The 21,418-nt window shown below is 47.7% G+C and carries 2 protein-coding genes; both read left to right on the forward strand.

Annotated features, from left to right (window positions below):
- Positions 1-88 precede the first annotated feature (88 nt).
- Entirely contained in the window at positions 89-19,552 is a 19,464-nt protein-coding gene (gene tycC / locus FO446_RS14410) for a tyrocidine non-ribosomal peptide synthetase TycC (protein ID WP_237900952.1), read from the forward strand.
- An 83-nt stretch (positions 19,553-19,635) separates the two neighbouring features.
- Positions 19,636-21,417 (forward strand): ABC transporter ATP-binding protein, encoded by a 1,782-nt coding sequence (locus tag FO446_RS14415; RefSeq protein ID WP_173609243.1) that lies wholly within the window; start codon positions 19,636-19,638, stop codon positions 21,415-21,417.
- Position 21,418: the final 1 nt, after the last annotated feature.

Here is a 21,418-nt window from a genome sequence, read left to right on the forward strand (position 1 = left end):
ATGTTATTCCTCCAATAAAAGCTTGGACATTTCGCTTTTATTGGAGGAACCCTCTCTAAAACGATAAATCACAGAGTTGAGGTGCAGAATGAATAAGCAGGAAAATATCGCAAAAATTTACCCGTTAACCCCATTGCAAGAGGGTATGTTGTTTCATGCTGTCAGTGACACAAACAGCAGCGCCTACTGCCTCCAAATGTCCGCAAAACTCCAAGGTGATTTTCACCTGCCCATTTTTGAAGAGAGCATGAACAAGCTCGTAGAGAACTATGAAGTTTTGCGCACGGTGTTCGTTTATCAAAACCTGCAGAGACCTCGACAGGTTGTTTTTAAAGAGAGAAAAGTTACCATTCATTTCGAAAACATTGCTCATTTGCCAATAGATGATCAGAACGAATACATAAAAGCGTATACCAACCAGCATCATACGTTTGAGCTGACGAAAGACGTCTTGATGAAAGCAGCCATTTTCCAAACGGGGGAGAACCAGTACCAGTTCGTTTGGGCATTCCACCATATCATCGTCGACGGTTGGTCTTTGGGGGTCTTGCTTCATAAGCTGCTCGCGTACTATGCCGCCATTCGTAAGGGTGAGACTATTCCGCGAGAAGCAACCAAACCATACAGCGAATATATCAAATGGCTGGATAAGCAAAATAAAGAAGAAGCACTTACTTACTGGCAGAACTACCTGGAAGGCTATGACCATCAGGCTGACTTCCCTAAAAAGAAGAATGTAGCGGAAGATGGCAGTTATGTCCATGTGGAGAATCTTTTCACCATCGCACCTGAGAAGACTCAGCAGTTGATGCAGATTGCCAGTCAGAATCAGGCTACGTTGAGCAGTGTATTTCAATCTCTTTGGGGGATTTTGGCGAGCAAGTATAAAAACTCGGACGATGTGGTTTTCGGTTCTGTTGTGTCAGGTCGTCCGCCAGGGATTCAAGGGATTGAGAGCATGGTCGGATTGTTCATTAACACGATCCCAACCCGCGTGCAAACGAGTAGAAAACAAACCTTCAGTGGGCTGCTAAAAACAGTTCAGAAGCAAGCCTTGGCTTCTGCTTCTTATGATTTCGCTCCGCTGTACGAAATTCAGAGCAAGACGGTACTGAAACAAGAGTTAATTGATCATTTGGTGACGTATGAAAACTACCCGGATCATGCTTCGAGTGATCGGGAGGATTCCTTAGGCTTTCAATTCAACGTGGAAAATGGGGAAGAACAGACTTCCTATGATTTTAACGTTGTGGTAGCAGTCGCGCCTTCGAATGAGATGTATGTAAAGTTGAGCTACAATGCATCGGTTTATGAAGAGTCATTTATGAACCGAGTAGAAGGTCACTTGAAAACGATCATTGATCAGGTCATTCACAATTCGAATGTACTGCTTGAAGATATCGGCATCATTACGGATGAGGAAAAACAGCAATTGCTGGTCGCTTATAACGACACAACCGCTGATTATCCACGCGACAAAATGATTTTCGAGCTGATCGCGGAGCAGGCAAGACAGACACCTTCGAAAGTAGCGGTTGTTTGCGGGGAAGATCGCCTTACTTACCAGGAGCTTCAGGAGCGTTCCAACCAGTTGGCCAGAGCTCTGCGTGGGAAAGGAATTTCTCAGGGCAGTATCGTCTCCATTATGGCGGAGCATTCACTCGAGCTGATTGTGGCGATTATGGCAGTTCTAAAATCAGGCGGCGCCTATTTGCCGATTGATCCCGAGTATCCGATAGAGAGAATTCAGTATTTACTAGATGACAGTCAGACGACGATTCTATTGACGCAGTCTCATCTTCAAGAAAAAGTCGAGTTTGAAGGCGACATCCTCTACCTAGACAATCCTTCTTTGTTTGAAGGTGACAGTACGGATCTTGACAATTCATGCACACCGGACGATTTGGCGTACATGATCTATACTTCCGGGTCAACGGGGAATCCAAAAGGCGCGATGATTACCCACCGAGGTCTCGTCAATTACATTTGGTGGGCGAACAAGGAGTATGTTCAAGGGGAAGCTGTCGACTTTCCGTTATACTCTTCCATTTCGTTTGATTTGACTGTCACCTCGATTTTCACGCCACTTTTGTCAGGCAATACGATCTATGTATACAGAGGGGCAGATAAGGTACAGGTCATTTTAGACATCATCCAAGATAATCAAGTGGGAATCATCAAGCTGACGCCAACACATTTGAAGCTGATAGAAGAAATAGATGGAACAAACAGCAGCATCCGACGGTTTATTGTCGGTGGTGAGAACTTGCCAACCCAATTGGCGAAGAGAATCTATGAGAACTTTGGACAGAATGTCAAGATTTTCAATGAGTATGGACCTACCGAAACGGTTGTAGGCTGCATGATTTATTTGTATGACCCAGAGAAGCCGATCCAAGAATCGGTACCAATCGGAGTTCCTGCTGACAACGTCCAGCTTTATTTGCTCGATTCCGCTATGCAGCCGATACCCGTTGGCTCCATCGGTGAAATGTATATAGCTGGGGATGGCGTAGCCAAAGGATATTTCAACAGACCAGACCTGACCCAGGAAAAGTTCATCGATAATCCGTTCCGTCCGGGGACCAAAATGTATCGAACAGGCGATCTGGCGAAATGGCTGCCCGACGGCAATATGGAATACTTGGGAAGAATCGACCATCAAGTGAAGATTCGTGGACATCGGATTGAGATGGGTGAGATTGAGACGCGTTTAACGCAGCATGAATGGATCAAGGAAGCCGTTGTTATCGCGGAAAAGGATGACAGTGGTCAAAATGTGCTCTATGCCTACATTGTTTCCGAGCAGGAGTTGACCGTATCAGAACTACGAGAGCATTTGGGAAGTACGCTTCCTTCCTACATGATCCCGTCCTTCTTTGTTCGTCTGGAAGAAATTCCGCTGACAGCCAATGGAAAAGTTGAGCGGAAGAAATTGCCGAAGCCTGACGGTGCAGTTGTAACGGGAACGGCGTACGTCGCTCCGCAGAATGAAATGGAAACCAAATTGGCTGAGATTTGGCAGCAGGCCCTGGGGGTTAGTCGTGTAGGTGTTCACGATCATTTCTTTGATTTGGGCGGACATTCACTGAAGGCTATGACAGTCATCTTTCAAGTATCGAAAGCGTTGGAAGTGGATTTGCCAGTAAAGGCACTGTTTGAGAATCCGACCGTATCCCAGCTCGCTGCTTTTATCGCGAAATCGGGGAAAAGCGCGTACACAGCCATTCAACCGGTTGAGGAAAAAGAATTTTATCCCGTATCTTCTGCTCAAAAGAGAATGTACATCCTTCAGCAATTTGAAGGAAGTGGCATCAGCTATAACATTTCGGGCGCAATGCTGCTGGAAGGAAAGCTGGATTACAATCGTTTTGCTAGCACGGTCCAACGACTGGCGGAGCGCCACGAAGCCTTGCGCACCTCCTTCCACCGTATCGATGGTGAGCCTGTACAGAAAGTGCATGATGAGGTAGAAGTACCCATCCTGATGCTGAAGTCTACGGAAGACAAGGCGGAGCAGATCATGCGCGATTTCGTCCGTCCTTTTGATCTCGGAATCGCTCCGTTGATTCGAACAGGCTTGGTTAAGCTGGGCAAAGATCGTCATTTGTTCCTACTCGATATGCACCATATCATCTCGGACGGTGTTTCGTCCCAAATTTTACTGAGCGAATTTGCCAAGTTATACCAAGGGGAAGCCTTGGAGCCTCTTTCTCTCCAATACAAGGATTTCGCGGCTTGGCAAAATGAGCTTTTCCAGACGGATGTGTACAAGAAGCAGGAGCTCCACTGGTTAAATACGTTTGCTGATGAAATTCCTTTGCTCAATCTGCCGACGGATTATCCGCGACCAACCATTCAGAGCTTTGATGGGGATCTTGTCCTTTTTGACGCAGGAAAAGAATTGACGGAGAGTTTGCGCAAGATAGCAGCAGATACGGGAACAACCCTGTATATGGTCTTGCTCGCAGCTTACCATGTCCTCCTGTCCAAGTATTCGGGCCAAGAGGACATCATTGTGGGGACGCCTGTCGCTGGTCGTTCTCATGCCGACGTGGAAAACATCATGGGAATCTTTGTGAATACGTTGGCGATGAGAAATCATCCTGCGAGTGACAAAACCTTTACCGAATTCTTGCAAGAAGTGAAACAAAATGCGCTGGCGGCTTATGACAATCAGGATTATCCATTTGAAGAGCTGGTGGAAAAGCTGGCGATTCAACGTGACATCAGCCGAAATCCTTTGTTTGATACTATGTTTTCTTTGGAAAATGCGAATCAGCAGTCGCTGGAAATCGAGCAGCTTACAGCAGCTCCTTATGAGTTGTTTAACAAAATTTCAAAGTTCGATCTTGCTTTGAATGCGAGTGAATCGCAATCTGACATTCAATTCCAATTTGCATTTGGAACAAAGCTGTTCAAAAAAGAAACGATCCAAAGAATGGCCCATCATTATCTGGAAATCCTGCGTACCATTCCTGCACAGCCGAATGCCAAGCTAGCAGAAATCGACATGATGACAGAAGCAGAAAAACGTGCTCTGATCCTGAACGTCAATGACACTTTTGTCGAACGTTCCGCTGATCAGGTATTGCATCAAATGTTTGAAGAGCAGGTAGTGCTTACGCCAGATCAAGTAGCGGTAGCCTATGACGGATACACATTGACCTATCGCCAGTTGAACGCCCGGGCCAATCAAGTAGCTCGTTTGCTGCGGAGCAAAGGAACGCAACCAGATACGTTGATCGGCATTATGGTAGACCGTTCTATCGGGATGGTCGTGAGCATGTTGGCCGTGTTAAAAGCAGGTGGTGCGTATACGCCAATTGATCCTACCTACCCGCCAGAAAGAATCCAATACATGCTCAGCGACAGCAAGGCTCCTATTCTTCTGACACAGCGTCATTTGAAAGAGACAGTAGAGTATACAGGAGAAATCATTGATGTTGACGATGAAGCGATTTATGCAGGGGACGACACCAATCTTGACAATGTCGCTGGTGGGGATGACTTGGCTTATGTCATTTATACTTCTGGATCGACCGGAAATCCCAAAGGGGTTATGATCACGCATCAAGCGATTTGCAATCACATGCTTTGGATGAGGAATGCCTTCCCGCTGACTACAGAAGATGCTGTCTTGCAAAAAACGCCATTTTCCTTCGATGCTTCCGTATGGGAATTTTATTTGCCACTGATCACAGGGGGACGCCTGGTACTGGCAATGCCAGACGGACATCGCGACATCGCGTACATGACTCGCATGATCAGAGAAGAGAAGATCACGACATTACAGATGGTTCCTTCCTTGCTGGACCTGATCATGACCGAACCAGGATGGAGCAATTGCACGAGCTTGCAACGCGTTTTTTGTGGTGGAGAAGCATTGGCACCTGCGCTAGTTTCGCGCTTTTACCAGACGCAAACGGCACAGTTGATTAACCTCTATGGTCCTACAGAATCCACGATTGATGCGACATACTGGATTTGCCCTCGTTTGCCGGAGTATGGCGTGATTCCCATTGGCAAACCGATTGATAACGTCCGTTTGTATGTCGTAAATGCGAGCAACCAGCTCCAGCCAATAGGGGTTGCAGGAGAACTGTGCATTGCTGGCGATGGTTTGGCCCGCGGCTACTGGAATCGTGAAGAACTGACAGCAGCCAGCTTCATTGACAATCCGTTTGAACCGGGTAGCAGGATGTACCGTACGGGAGACATGGTAAGGTATCTAGCCTGCGGCAACGTGGAATATCTCGGACGCATCGACCATCAGGTCAAAATCAGAGGACACCGGATCGAATTGGGTGAGATCGAAGCAAGGCTTATGCAGCATGAATGGATCAAAACGGCTATTGTCCTTGCCCGTCCAGATGAAAAAGGGCAAAACAACTTGTACGCTTATATCGTTTCCGATAGGGAAATCAAGACAGCCGACCTGAGAGCTTATATGGCGTCCCATTTGCCAGCTTATATGGTTCCTTCTTATTTTGTTTATTTGGAGAAGCTACCGCTCACAGCAAATGGCAAGGTGGATCGCAAAGCATTGCCTCAGCCAGAGGGAGCATCCACATCTGAAATCGTGTATGTAGCTCCGCGCAATGAAGTGGAAGCTACGCTCGCAGACATTTGGCAAAGTGTACTTGGCGTGAACCCAATCGGGGTACACGATCATTTCTTCGAGTTGGGCGGACACTCCTTGAAGGCGATGAACGTCATCTCTTTGATCCATCGCACCCTTCATGTAGATGTGCCGTTGAAAACACTGTTTGAATCGCCTACCATCGCTGGCTTGTCGGCATACATCGCTACTGCTGGAAAAGGCAAGTATACGAAGATTGAACCTGTCCAAAAGCAGGAGTATTACTCCGTGTCTTCTGCACAAAAGAGAATGTTTATTCTCCGACAAATGGAAGGTGCAGGTATCAGCTACAACATGCCGGGCATCCTGTACATCGATGGCAAGCTGGATACAGAGCGTTTGCAGCAAGCGCTCAAGAGTCTGGTGAGACGCCATGAATCTCTGCGTACCTCGTTCCACACCGTGAAAGGAGAGACTGTTCAGCGCGTACATGAAGATGTTGAACTGGAAATCTCGTCGATGGAGTCAACAGAGGGAGAGCTGAAACAAATCGTCGAGCAATTTATTCAACCGTTCGACTTGGAAAAAGCTCCACTGATACGCGCTGGACTGGTCAAACTGCCTCTGGAACGCCATCTTTTTATGCTGGATTTTCACCATATTGTGGTGGATGGTGTATCGATTGGCATTCTGGTTCAAGAGCTTGCTCAGCTTTATCACGGGGAAGAGCTGCCTGAACTGAGCATTCAGTACAAAGACTTTGCCCATTGGCAGAATCAATGGTACGAGACGGAAGAGTTTGCTGCACAGGAAGCCTATTGGATCGATACCTTTACGGGAGAAATTCCTGTATTGAATCTTGCAACGGATTATCCGAGACCTTCTGTGAAAAGCTTCGAGGGTGAGCGATTTATTTTCGGCTCCGGTGCCCTTTTGAAAAAAGAACTGAATCGACTTGCCCATGGTACAGGAGCTACGCTCTACATGGTTTTGCTGGCGGCCTACAATGTACTTCTGGCCAAATACTCTGGACAAGAGGACATTATTGTTGGCGCGCCTACTGCTGGCAGGTCCCATGCTGAAACGGATTCGATCATCGGTATGTTTGTCAATACACTGGCGTTGCGAAACGAGCCTGTGGGGACGAAGACCTTCCTTAGCTTTTTGGCAGAAGTGAAAAACAATACGCTGAAAGCTTTTGAGAATCAGGATTATCCACTGGATGAGCTGATCGATAAGTTGGACATTCAACGGGATCTGAGCCGCAATCCTTTGTTTGACACCGTATTTATCTTGCAAAATATGGATCAGAAGCCATTCGAAATGGAGCAACTGACGTTTACACCCTATATGGCAGAAGTAAATCAGGCCAAGTTTGATCTGTCATTAGAGGCGTACGAAGAAGATGAAGAAATCATCTTTAGCCTTGATTACTGCACCAAATTGTTTACAAGAGAGACCATTGAAAAAATAGCGGCACATTTCATCCGAATCCTTCATGCCGTTATTGAGCAAGAAGCCGTTACATTGTCCGAAATCAGTATGCTTTCCGCTGAAGAAAAGCATCGCTTATTAGTAGAATTCAACCAAACGCATACGGAATATCCGCAGAACAAGACACTCCATGAGCTGTTTGAGGAGCAAGTGGAAAAAACACCACAGGTTACAGCGATTGTAATCGGTGATAAGCAGATGTCCTATCACGAATTGAATGAGCGAGCAAACCAGCTTGCCGTTACCTTGCGTGAACGGGGAGTAAAGGCTAACCAATTCGTAGGAATCATGGCGAATCGTTCTTTGGAAATGGTTGTGGGAATCATGGCCATTTTAAAAGCAGGTGGAGCCTACGTGCCTATCGATCCCGAATACCCGGAAGACCGTGTGGCCTACATGCTGGAGGATTGCGAAGCCCGCCTGTTGCTTACCCAAAAGCATCTTGGAGCTAAACTGGCTTCTAGCGTGAGCGTGGAATGCCTGTATCTGGAGGAGGAGAACAACTATTCTCCCAACCGTTCGAATCTTGAACCGATTCAAACCGCTTCCGATTTGGCTTATGTCATCTACACATCGGGGACAACAGGTAAACCAAAAGGAGTCATGGTCGAGCATAGAGGCATTGTCAACAACGTGCTGTGGAAAAAAGAGGAGTATCAGTTTAGCGTTCATGATCGAAAACTGGTGTCCCTATCCTTTGCATTTGATGCCTTTGTTCTTTCCTTCTTTACGCCGATCCTTTCCGGTTCAGCTGTCATCCTGGCGAAGGACGAAGAAGCGAAAGATCCTGTATCTCTCAGAAAGCTCATTGCAGCTGCGAGATGCACTCAAATGACATGCGTGCCAAGTTTATTCCAAGCGATATTGGAATGCGGTTCTGCTACAGATATCAGTTCCCTGCAAAACGTCACACTAGGGGGCGAAAAAGTAACCGCTCAGCTCGTTGAGAAGAGCAATCAGCAGAATCCGCAATTGGTCATCGTCAATGAATACGGTCCGACAGAAAGCAGTGTCGTCGCCACCTGGCAACGAATTTCGCAACTGGATTCTGTGATAACAATCGGGCGTCCCATTGCCAACACCAGCATCTATATCGTGGACAAATTCCATCAGCTACAGCCAATCGGCGTCGTCGGGGAAATTTGCATCGGTGGCCACGGTTTGGCACGTGGATATTGGAACAAGCCGGAACTCACAGCAGAGAAATTTGTTTCTCATCCGTATTTGGAAGGCGAGCGCATGTACAAGACGGGCGATCTAGGAAAGTGGCTCCCTGACGGAACGATTGAATTTATCGGTCGCTTGGATGAACAGGTAAAAGTAAGAGGATATCGGATTGAAATCGGCGAGATTGAGTCGGTTATGCTCTCCTTTAAAAAGCTGACTTCGGCTGTCGTGATTGTCCATGAGGACCAACAGGGCCAATCGTCGCTTGCTGCTTATTACACGGCGGAAGAAAAGCTTGAAGTCTCGAATCTGTGGACGTATCTGTCGAAAAGCTTGCCGTCTTACATGATTCCTGCGTACTTGGTCCAGCTCGATCATCTCCCGCTTACGCCGAATGGAAAGATCGACAGGAAAGCCTTGCCGAAACCAGAAGGCAGGCCTGTAACGGGGGCAGAATATGTGGCGCCAGCAAGTCCTGTGGAAAGCAGGCTGGTAGAGATTTGGGAACATGTGCTCGGGATAACCGACATCGGTGTTCTCGACAACTTCTTCCAGTTAGGCGGGCATTCCTTGAAAGCCATGTCGCTCTCCGCACAGATCCATAAAGAATATCAAGTAGAGCTTCCACTCAGCGTGCTCTTTGCGACACCTACCATTCAGGCATTGGCACAGTATATCGAGACAAGTGGAAAAGACACGCATATACCGATTCATCCTGTACCGCAGCAAGAATATTATCCCGTTTCTTCAGCACAAAAGAGGATGTATGTCCTGCGCCAGTTTGAAGGTACCGGCACAGTTTATAACATGCCAAGCGTAATGTTTATTGAAGGCGATCTGGACTACGCACGCTTTGAAACCGCGATACACGGGCTGGTCAAGCGACACGAATCGTTGCGGACATCCTTCCACACAGTGAATGGTGAGCCTGTTCAGCGTGTACATGAGGCAGTCGAACTGGATGTGCGCTATGAGGATTTGACGGAAGATCAAGTCGAGCAAACCATCGAAACATTTGTGCAACCATTTGATTTGGAAAAGGCTCCGTTGTTGAGGGTTGGACTCTTCAGATTGGGAGAGAAGAGACATCTCTTCCTGATGGATATGCATCACATCATTTCGGATGGTGTCTCTGTCGGGATCATCATGGAGGAATTCTCGAAGTTGTATAGAAACCAATTATTAACAGATATGGCTGTTCAATACAAAGACTTTGCTGTCTGGCAGAAGGATCTGTTCCAAACCGACATCTATACAAAGCACGAGAACTACTGGTTGCAGTCCTTCGCGGGAGACATTCCGGTACTGAATCTGCCCGCCGATTATTCTCGCCCGCTTGTTCAAAGCTTTGAGGGAGATTGCATTACGTTCCAGGCTGACAAAACGTTGATGGACGATTTATACAAGCTCGCCCATGAGAACCAAACTACGCTGTTTATGGTCTTGCTGGCGGCTTACAATGTGCTCCTTTCCAAATACAGCGGTCAAGAAGACATCGTAGTGGGAACGCCGATTGCTGGTAGATCGCATGCGGATGTAGAAAAAGTCTTGGGGATGTTTGTCAATACATTGGCTTTGCGAAACTACCCTGACGGCAAAAAATCGTTCCAGGCATTTTTGGAAGATGTTAAACAGAATACACTGCAAGCATACGCCCATCAGGATTATCCGTTTGAAGCACTGGTCGAAAAACTGGAAATCCAGCGGGATCTCAGCAGAAATCCACTGTTTGACACCATGTTTATTTTGCAAAACCTGGACAAAAAAGCCTTTGAGGTGGATGGACTGAAATTTGAAGCCTACTCCGGAGATGGGCAGCAAGGCAACGCCAAATTCGATCTCACGCTGGAAGCACATGAAGATGAGACAGGAATTCATTTTGGTCTCGTATACTCAACGAAATTGTTCCAAAGAGACACGATAGAAAGAATGGCAGGTCATTTTCTACAGGTGCTGCGAGGAGTTATTGCAGATCAAACCGCTGCCTTGCACGAGCTCAGCTTGTTGACCGAAGAAGAAAAACAGCTTGTGACGGTCGCATTTAACAACACGATAGTCGATTATCCACGCGAGAGCACCATTCAAGAGCTATTCGAGGAGCAGGTTCTGAGAACGCCTGAGCATGCCGCTGTCATTTTTGACGGACAGATGTTGACGTATCAGGAGCTGAACCAGAAAGCGAATCAGATCGCAAGTGCTCTTCGCCGTAAGGAAATCGGGGAGGATTCCGTTGTCGGATTGATCGCAGATCGTTCTCTCGAGATGATCACAGGCATTATGGGGATCATCAAAGCGGGAGGCGCCTACCTGGGGATTGATCCAGAGCATCCATCCGAGCGGATTTCTTACATGCTCGAAGATGGCGGCGTGAAGGTTGTCCTTGTTCAAAGACATCTTTTGCATCTCGTCGAAGAAGGGCTCATTCCAATCATTTTGGAAGACGAGAGCCTGGAGCAAGAAGATGCCAGCAATCTGATCAACCTCAATGACGCCAAGGACTTGGCCTATGTGATGTACACGTCGGGTTCAACAGGCAAACCAAAAGGAGTCATGGTCGAGCATCGCAATGTCACCCGATTGGTGAAACATACGAATTACGTTCAGGTACGCGAAGAAGATCGCATGATTCAAACGGGCGCCATTGGCTTTGACGCCATGACGTTCGAGATTTTCGGGGCTCTGTTGCATGGTGCTAGCTTGTTCCTTGTGAGCAAGGATGTCCTTTTGGATGCGGAGAAGTTAGGCAGCTTCCTACGAGAGAATCGGATTACCACGATGTGGTTAACTTCACCACTGTTTAACCAGCTTTCGCAAGACAACCCGGCGATGTTTGAAGGTTTGCGTGCGTTAATCGTCGGTGGCGAAGCACTGTCTCCGAGACACATCAACAAAGTTAACAGCGCCCATCCAGCTCTGGAAATTTGGAACGGATACGGCCCGACCGAAAACACAACTTTCTCGACATGCTATTTGATTGAGAAGGAATTCGAAGACAATATTCCGATTGGGAAGCCAATCTCGAACTCCACAGCGTATATCGTGGATCGCTACAACCAGCCGCAGCCAATTGGGGTGCCCGGTGAATTGTGCGTCGGTGGTGATGGAGTTGCCAGAGGCTATTTGAACAAGCCGGAATTGACCGCCGAGAAATTTGTTCCGAATCCGTTTGTTTCTGGTGAAAATATGTACCGCACAGGGGATTTGGCGAGATGGAAGGCGGATGGAACGATTGAGTATTTGGGACGTATCGACCAACAGGTAAAGATCAGGGGCTATCGGATCGAGCTTGGGGAAATCGAGAGCGTCTTGACTAATCTGGAAAAGGTAAAAGAAGCTGTCGTTACCGTGATGGATGATACGAACGGCCAAAAAGCTCTCTGCGCTTACTTTGTTCCAGAAGAGGAGCTCGACGTAGCAGAGGTGAGAGAGGCTATTTCCAAAGAATTGCCTAGCTACATGGTTCCAGCCTTCTATGTTCAAATGGATAAACTGCCTTTGACTGCAAATGGGAAGGTCAATCGCAGAGCTTTGCCTGAACCATCTGGAGATCGGGTACAAGGCTCCACATATGTCGCCCCACAAAATACAACGGAGCAGAGGCTGGCTGAAATTTGGCAAGAGGTTCTGGGGATTCATCCGATAGGCATTCATGACAACTTCTTTGAACTGGGTGGACATTCTCTCAAGGCTATGAATGTAATCACGCAGGTGCATAAAGCATTCCAGGTAGAGCTTCCGTTAAAAGCACTGTTTGAATCTGCTACGATCCATGAGCTGGCTGCCTATATCACTGCGAGTGAGATTGAACAGTTCGAGACCATTCAACTAGTAGAGCAAGCAGAGTTTTACCCAGTCTCGTTCGCACAAAAAAGAATGTACATCCTGCATGAGTTTGAAGGAAGCGGGATCAGCTACAACGTGCCAAATGTGCTGATCATAGATGGCCAACTGGATTACGAGCGCTTTGAACATGCGATCCAAACACTGGTAAAACGACATGAATCCTTGCGAACATCCTTCCATTCGAAAAACGGGGAACCAGTTCAACGAATCCATGAGGATGTCACGCTGCACATCGGTATTTCCGAGGCGACAGAAGACCAAGTAGAGCAACGCATTCAAGAGTTGGTTCAGCCATTTAATCTCGAGTTGGCTCCGCTGTTCCGGGTTCACTTGTTGAAACTGGGAGAAGAACGACACTTGTTCTTCATGGATATGCATCACATTATCTCTGATGGTGTATCGCTTGCAGTCATCGCCAAGGAGTTTGCGAGCTTATACGAAGAAAAGCAGCTCCCTGACATGCGCATCCAGTATAAAGATTTTGCTGCTTGGCAGACGAAACTGTCCCAGTCTGAGCGTTTCCAAAAACAGCAGGACTATTGGACGGATGTCTTTGCAGGGGAGATCCCGTTACTCAACCTGCCAAATGATTTCCCAAGACCTACTGTTCAAAGCTTCGAAGGCGACACAGTAGCGATCGGTACAGGAAATCAATTGCTTGCGGAGTTGCGACAACTCGCTGCAAATACGGGCTCCACACTGTTCATGGTGCTTTTGGCAGCCTACAATGTACTGCTGTCCAAATACGCAGGACAGGAAGAAATCGTTGTCGGTACACCGATTGCAGGTCGATCCCACGCAGATGTGGAACGAGTCGTCGGCATGTTCGTCAACACGCTTGCCTTGAAAAATGTGGCAGCAGGCAACCTGACCTTCCGCGAGTTTTTGGGTGACGTGAAACAGAATGCACTGCAAGCGTTTGAACATCAGGATTATCCGTTTGAACATCTCGTAGATAAGTTGCAAGTACGGCGCGATTTAAGTCGAAATCCACTGTTCGATACGATGTTCAGTCTGGGGCTTGCGGACTCCTCTGCATTAGAAATTGCCGGACTCAACATGTCCGCTTACCCGGTAGATGGCAAGATCGCGAAATTCGATATCGCTCTGGACGCGATGGAACAACAGGATGAGCTACTCGTGCAATTCAGCTATTGCACGAAGTTGTTTGCAAAAGAATCGATCGACCGCATGGCAACGCATTACGTCCATCTTCTACAGACGATCATTGCCAATCCAGATTGCAAGCTGGCAGAGATCAATGTTTTGTCAAAAGAAGAGATAGAGCAAATGCTGCATGATTTCAATGCAACAAAAGCCGCTTATCCAACGAATAAAACGTTCCAGGAGCTATTCGAAGAGCAGGTAGAAAAAACACCGAACGAAGTAGCTGTCATCTTCGAGGACGAACAGCTTACGTATCGGGAATTAAATGAAAAAGCCAACCAACTCGCACGTGTTTTGCGCAAAATGGGAGTCAAGCCAGAGAGCAATGTCGGCATCATGGTAGACCGCTCCTTGCACATGGTAGTAGGGACGCTCGGTATTTTGAAAGCCGGCGGCGCCTACGTTCCGATTGATCCAGACTATCCGTTGGAGCGTCAAACATTCATTTTGGAAGATAGCGATGCGAAGTTGTTCCTTACCTTGCAAAAGATGAATACGCAGCTTGCATTCCCTTACGAAACGCTCTATCTGGATGCAGAGGGGTTGTATCAGGGAGAAGCGAGCAATCTGGAACCTGTTGCACTGCCGGAACACGCTGCTTACATCATTTATACGTCCGGTACGACTGGCAAGCCAAAAGGGGTCGTGATCGAGCACCGGAGCTATGCGAATGTCGCGTTTGCATGGCAGGATGAGTATCACTTGGATACCTTCCCGGTTCGCTTGCTGCAAATGGCGAGCTTCGCCTTCGACGTATCGACTGGCGATTTTGCCAGAGCATTGCTCACAGGAGGGCAACTGGTCATTTGCCCGAATGAGGTCAAAATGGACCCTGCTTCCTTGTACGAAATCATCAAGCGGTATGAAATAACGATTTTCGAAGCCACACCAGCTTTGATCATGCCGTTGATGCATTACATTTACGAAAACAAGCTCGACATCAGTCAGATGAAGCTCCTGATCCTCGGAGCAGACAGTTGTTCGGCAGAAGACTTCAAGACCTTGCTCGCCAGATTCAGCCAGACAATGCGCATTGTTAACAGTTATGGCGTAACAGAGGCGTGCATCGATTCCAGCTATTACGAAGAAACAGATGCCTCATCCATTCGCTCGGGAACGGTACCGATCGGAAAACCGCTGCCGAATATGCAGATGTATGTGATGGATCAACAATTGAATCTTCAACCTGTTGGAGTCGTGGGGGAGTTGTGCATCGGTGGAGCTGGGGTCGCTCGCGGTTATTTGAACAGACCTGAGCTGACGCAGGAGAAGTTCGTACCGAATCCTTTTGCATCAGGTGAACTCTTGTACCGTACGGGTGATTTGGCAAAATGGCGCGCGGATGGCAATGTAGAATTCCTGGGTCGTAACGATCATCAAGTGAAAATCAGGGGTGTCCGTATCGAGCTGGGCGAAATCGAGACACAGCTACGCAAGCTGGACGGAATCCTTGAAGCAGTTGTCATCGCAAGAGAGGATCACAGACAAGAAAAGTATCTATGCGCGTACATGGTGGCAGACCATGAGATCGATACAGCACAAGTACGTAAGGAATTGCTAAAAGAATTGCCTCAAGCGATGATTCCATCGTATTTCGTAACGCTTGAAGCGCTGCCGCTTACCGCAAACGGGAAGATCGACAGACGTTCCTTGCCGGCGCCAGATGTATCTCTACTCAGAACGACAGAGTACGTGGCACCTCGTACGGAGTTGGAAGCGCAATTGGCCCGCGTCTGGGAGCAAGTGCTGAATGTGGAACATGTAGGGGTTCTGGATGATTTCTTTGCAATTGGCGGTCATTCCCTACGTGCGATGAGTGTGATTTCGAGCATGCATAACGAATATCAAGTCGATATTCCGCTTCGTATTTTGTTCGAAAAACCGACGATTCAGCAATTGGCTGCACACATCGAAGAGACAGCAAGAGGATATGTCATTTCGATCCAACCAGCACCTGCGCAAGAGTATTACCCTGTTTCATCGGCTCAAAAGCGCATGTATATCCTCCATCAGTTCGAGGGAGTCGGCATCAGCTACAATATGCCTTCGACTATGCTGATCGAAGGAAAGCTGGAACCGGAACGATTAGAGACAGCGTTCAAGCGGCTGATTGCGCGACATGAAAGTCTTCGTACGTCTTTTGCCGTTGTAAATGGAGAACCTGTTCAGAAGATTCACGAGGAAGTATCTTTTGAACTTTCGTATACAACGATCACAGAAGATCAGGCACAAGAGGTTCTTTCATCCCTTGTTCAGCCATTCGATCTGGGGGTAGCGCCGTTGCTTCGCGTCCGTCTCCTGCATATCGGAGAAGATCGTCATGTGCTCTTTACCGACATGCATCACAGCATTTCCGACGGTGTATCCTCCGGCATTCTCCTGTCTGACTTAGTGAAGTTGTACCAAGGGGATGTTTTGCCAGAGCTGCGAATCCAGTACAAGGACTTCTCCGTATGGCAACGGGAGCTTTTTGAGTCCGATGCCTTCAACAAGCAAGAACAGTACTGGGCTCAAGTGTTTGCAGACGAAATTCCAGTGCTGAACCTGCAAACAGATTTCACCCGACCAAGCATTCAAAATTTCGCAGGAGATCAGTATAGCATCGGAACCGGTAAACAGCTTATGGAAGGCTTGAACCAGCTGGCTCGAGAAACGGGAACGACACTGTATATGGTGCTCCTCGCGACGTACAACGTACTGCTTTCCAAATATTCCGGGCAAGAGGACATCATCGTCGGCACGCCGATTACAGGTAGATCCCATGCTGATCTGGAACCAATCGTCGGTATGTTTGTCAACACATTGGCGATGAGAAACAAGCCGCTTGCTGGGAAAACATTCACCGAGTTGTTGCTGGAAGTCAAGCAGAATGCACTGGACGCTTATGTTCATCAGGATTATCCGTTTGAGGAACTGGTGGAAAAACTCGACATTCCGCGAGACTTAAGCAGAAACCCGCTCTTCGACACGATGTTTACTGTGCAAAACAACACGGATGATGCTATCGACTTGCTCGGCTTGACACTCGCTCCTTTCATGACTGATCAGGCTGGCAACCATTCCAAATTTGATTTGACGTTGATTGCCACAGAAGAGCGTGAAGAGATTCGCATTGGCGTGGAGTACAGCACAAGCTTGTTTACGAGAGAGACAATTGAACGGTTAAGCAACCACTTCATGGCTATTGCCCAAATCGTTGTGCAAAACCCGCATATCCGCTTGAGCGAAATCGATATGCTCTCGACGGAAGAGAAGCAGCAAATTTTCGGGAAGTTCAATGATACAGGTGTTAGCTACGTACCGGACAAAACGATGCATCAATTATTCGAAGAGCAAGTCGCGAAGACGCCAGATCAGGCAGCCATTCTCTTTAACGGTCAGTCACTGACGTACAGCGAGCTCAATGAGCGGGCCAACAGACTGGCAAGAGTTTTGCGCACCAGGGGAGTTGGACCCGATCGTCTTGTAGCAGTCATGGCGGAGCGTTCACCAGAGATGATCATTGGCATCCTCGGTATCTTAAAGGCAGGCGGAGCGTATGTTCCAATCGACCCGGCTTATCCGCAAGAACGCATCCAGTACCTGCTTGCGGACAGCAACGCAGCACTGCTTCTCTGCCAATCTCATTTATCAGAACTATTGTCTCGCGTGTCGAGCGGTCTTGACTGGCTTGATCTGAACGCAGAGCATGACAACAAGATGGATGGCTCCAATCTCTCATCACTCAATCAACCAACTGATCTCGCCTATGTAATCTATACATCGGGTACGACCGGTAAGCCGAAGGGCGTTATGATTCCACATCGAGGAATCGTCAATTGCTTGCAGTGGAGAAGAGATGAATATGGATTCGGACCGGGAGACAAGGCGTTGCAGGTATTCTCATTTGCCTTCGATGGGTTTGTAGCCAGCTTGTTCGCTCCGCTTTTCGGAGGTGCTACTTGCGTCTTGCCGAGAGAGGAAGAAGCGAAAGATCCGGTAGCGCTGAAAAAGCTGATTGCCTCGACGGAAGTCACACATTACTACGGTGTACCGAGTCTGTTCCAGGCAATTCTGGATTGCTCGACTGCTGCCGACTTCTCACCTCTGCGTTGCGTGACACTGGGAGGCGAGAAACTACCTCCGCAGCTTGTGCAAAAAACGAAAGAAAAGCATCCAGCAATCGAGATCAACAATGAATACGGTCCGACCGAAAACAGCGTCGTCACCACCATCTCTCGTTCGATTGAAGCGGGGCAAGATATCACGATTGGACGACCGCTAGCCAATGTACAGGTTTACATCGTAGATACGCAACATCATTTGCAACCGATTGGCGTAGTGGGAGAGCTATGCATCGGAGGACCAGGACTGGCAAGAGGTTATTTGAATAAACCAGAGCTCACTCAAGAAAAGTTCGTTCCGAATCCGTTTGTGCCAGGGGAGCTCATGTATAAAACGGGTGACTTGGTGAAATGGCGGACGGATGGCACGATCGATTACATCGGCCGGGCTGACGAACAGGTGAAGGTGAGAGGGTACCGCATCGAGATCGGGGAGATCGAGAGCACTATACTTGCTTACGATGGCATCGATCAGGCAGTGGTAGTTGTGCAAGAGGATGACGTAACGGCCGGACAGTATCTTTGCGCTTATCTCGTCCCAGCAGCAGAGGTATCCATTTCCGAGCTGAGAAGGTATCTGGCGAAGGAACTGCCTGCTTACATGGTTCCAAGCTATTTTGTCCAGTTGGATCAACTGCCGCTTTCAGCCAATGGAAAAGTGGATCGCAAAGCGTTGCCGAAGCCAAAGCCATCGGATGCGGCCTCACGTGAGTTCGTGGCCCCAAGAAGTGCGACTGAGCATCAATTGGCTGCCATTTGGCAGGAAGTTTTGGGGATAGAACCAATCGGCATCACTGACCATTTCTTTGAACTGGGTGGGCACTCATTGAAAGCAACACTGTTAGTTGCAAAGGTGTATGAGTACATGCAGATTGAACTTCCGTTAAACCTTATCTTCCAGCATCCAACCATTGAGAAGGTAGCCGATTTCATCACGCACAAGAACTTCGAGGGCAACTCCGGTGGTCCCATTCTCTTAAATGAAGAGACGGCGAGAAAGGTATTCTGCTTTACGCCGATTGGAGCCCAAAGTGTCTATTACCAAAAGCTTGCTGATGAAATCAAGGGCGTCTCCTTGTATAGCTTTGATTTCATCCAAGAAGACAATCGACTTGAGCAGTACATCGAAGCCATTGTAGCGATTGATCCAAAAGGACCCTATACGCTCATGGGGTATTCCTCTGGAGGCAATCTGGCATTTGAAGTCGCAAAAGAACTGGAGAACCAAGGATATGTCGTGACCGATCTCATCTTGTTCGATTCGTACTGGAAAGACAAGGTGATGGAGAGGACTCTGGCGGAAACAGAGAGTGACATTGCCCAGTTATTTGCCGAAATTGGTGAGAACATCGAGATGTTCAACATGACGCAAGAAGACTTCAATTTGTACGCTGCCAATGAATTCGTCAAGCAAAGCTTCATTCGAAAAACGGTCAGCTACGTGATGTACCACAATCAACTGATCAATACGGGTGCAACGAACGCAGCGATCCATCTCATTCAATCAGAGCTGGAATCGGGCGAAGAAGATCTGGCCGCAGTCAAATGGAATGAAGCCGCTTGGACACAGGCTACGAAACGACTGATGACGTACGAAGGGTACGGTATCCACTCCAGAATGTTGGGTGGAAATTACGTGACAATGAATGCCTCCATCCTCCGAGACATCCTGCAAGAGCTGTTCATTCTGAAATAAGATCGAGGCTTTGTGATGATTCCCCTTGGGAACACGATTTCCAAGGGGAGTTCATCCATTACATCCTTGGAGAGGAGCAGCAAATGATTTTTACCAAGCAAGCTCAGCACAGAAAGAAAGAGCCCGTGTTTGGCTGGATACTCTCATATGTAAAGCCTTATCGAGGTTGGGTCATGATTTGTATCATTGCCTCGCTCCTTGTGGCTGTTGCAGACATTTGGATGGGAATCCTGATCAAAACCATGGTTGAACATACGAACAACTTCGACAAGCTGGTCAGTATTGCCCTTATCATTTTTTGTCTGACCATCGTCGGTTTTCTCTCAAAATATTTCATCACGTATTCGGCAGCTAGATTTAGTGCAAGAGCCATGAGAGATTTGAAAAACAGCATGGCTTCTCATCTTGAAAAAGTCCCCATGTCCACGATGGATAAATTTCATTCTGGCGATCTCGTTTCTCGCTTAACAACGGATGCCCAAATCTTGCAAAGCTTTTTGCAAAAGCATTTCTATCAGCTTTTTTATTTGCCGGTTGTTTTTGTCGGAGCTCTTGGACTGTTGTTGACGATCAATTGGAAGTTAATCATCTTCAGCGTTGCAATCCTCCCCGTCGCTATCGCGATCACAGGGTGGATGAGCAGACCGCTTCAAAAATATTCGGAGCAAATGCAGGACCATCTGGGTAAAACGAACGCAATCGCTCAGGATACGCTTTCCGGGATTCACATGGTCAAAGCTTTTCAATTGGAAGGTGTCCTGTATCGTAAATACCATGCGGGTATGAAGCAGGTTTTGAAAAATGCGTTCCAGGCAGAGAAGAAACGTGCGTGGATGACAGCACCAGGGATTTTATTGTTTTCTTCCCCCATTCTGTTTTTTGTTGCTTATGGTGGGTACTTGATTCAGGCGGGAGAATTGGATCTGGGCAGCTTGGTCGTTTTCAGCTATTTGCTTCACTTCATTATCGAACCTCTTTCACTCGCGCCCGTGTTGTTTGCCCAAGTACAAGAGACCTCAGGTGCGGCAAAGCGGCTGCAAGAAATTTTTTCACAGCCAGTTGAACAAAATGATCTGCCTGCGATTCCTGTTGATCCACAAGCGATTCCTGTACAGTTTGAGAACGTTACGTTTGGCTACGATCAGGTAAGGATTCTTGATGATGTTAGCTTTACGTTACATCCAAATAAGACCGTTGCGTTAGTTGGTGCAAGCGGAAGTGGAAAGAGCACCATCATGAAATTGCTGTGCGGGTTTTATCAAATGGAACCGGGCAACGGAAGACTCAATGTATTCGGGCATTCCATGACGGAGTGGAATATGCCGGACATGCGGAGCTATCTTTCCATGGTTTCTCAGGATACGACGCTATTTCCCGTGTCTATTGCGGAAAATATCTCATATGGACGAATTGATGCGACACAAGACGAGATTATCGCAGCGGCAAAAGCAGCCAATGCGCATCACTTTATCATGGAGCTGCCGCAAGGATATCAAACAAAAGTGGGAGAACGAGGCTCTCGTTTATCCGGAGGACAGAAACAGCGGATCGCGATTGCCCGAGCGATTTTGAAGGACGCCCCGATTCTGCTGCTGGATGAACCAACGTCTGCTTTAGATACAGAATCGGAAGCTCTGGTACAGGAAGCACTGGAAAATGTAATGAAAAATCGGACGGTTCTCGTCATTGCTCATCGACTGTCTACGATAAAAGACGCGGATGAAGTGCTCGTTTTGGAGCAAGGACAAATTGTTGAACGGGGTACACATTATGATTTGCTTGCCCAAGACGGCGCTTACACCAGATTGTATCAAAAACAGTTTGCCACAGAGACGCACAGCTCACTGGCAGCAGGGAGGGTATAGG

Source organism: Brevibacillus brevis (assembly GCF_022026395.1).
Taxonomy (GTDB): Bacteria; Bacillota; Bacilli; order Brevibacillales; family Brevibacillaceae; genus Brevibacillus.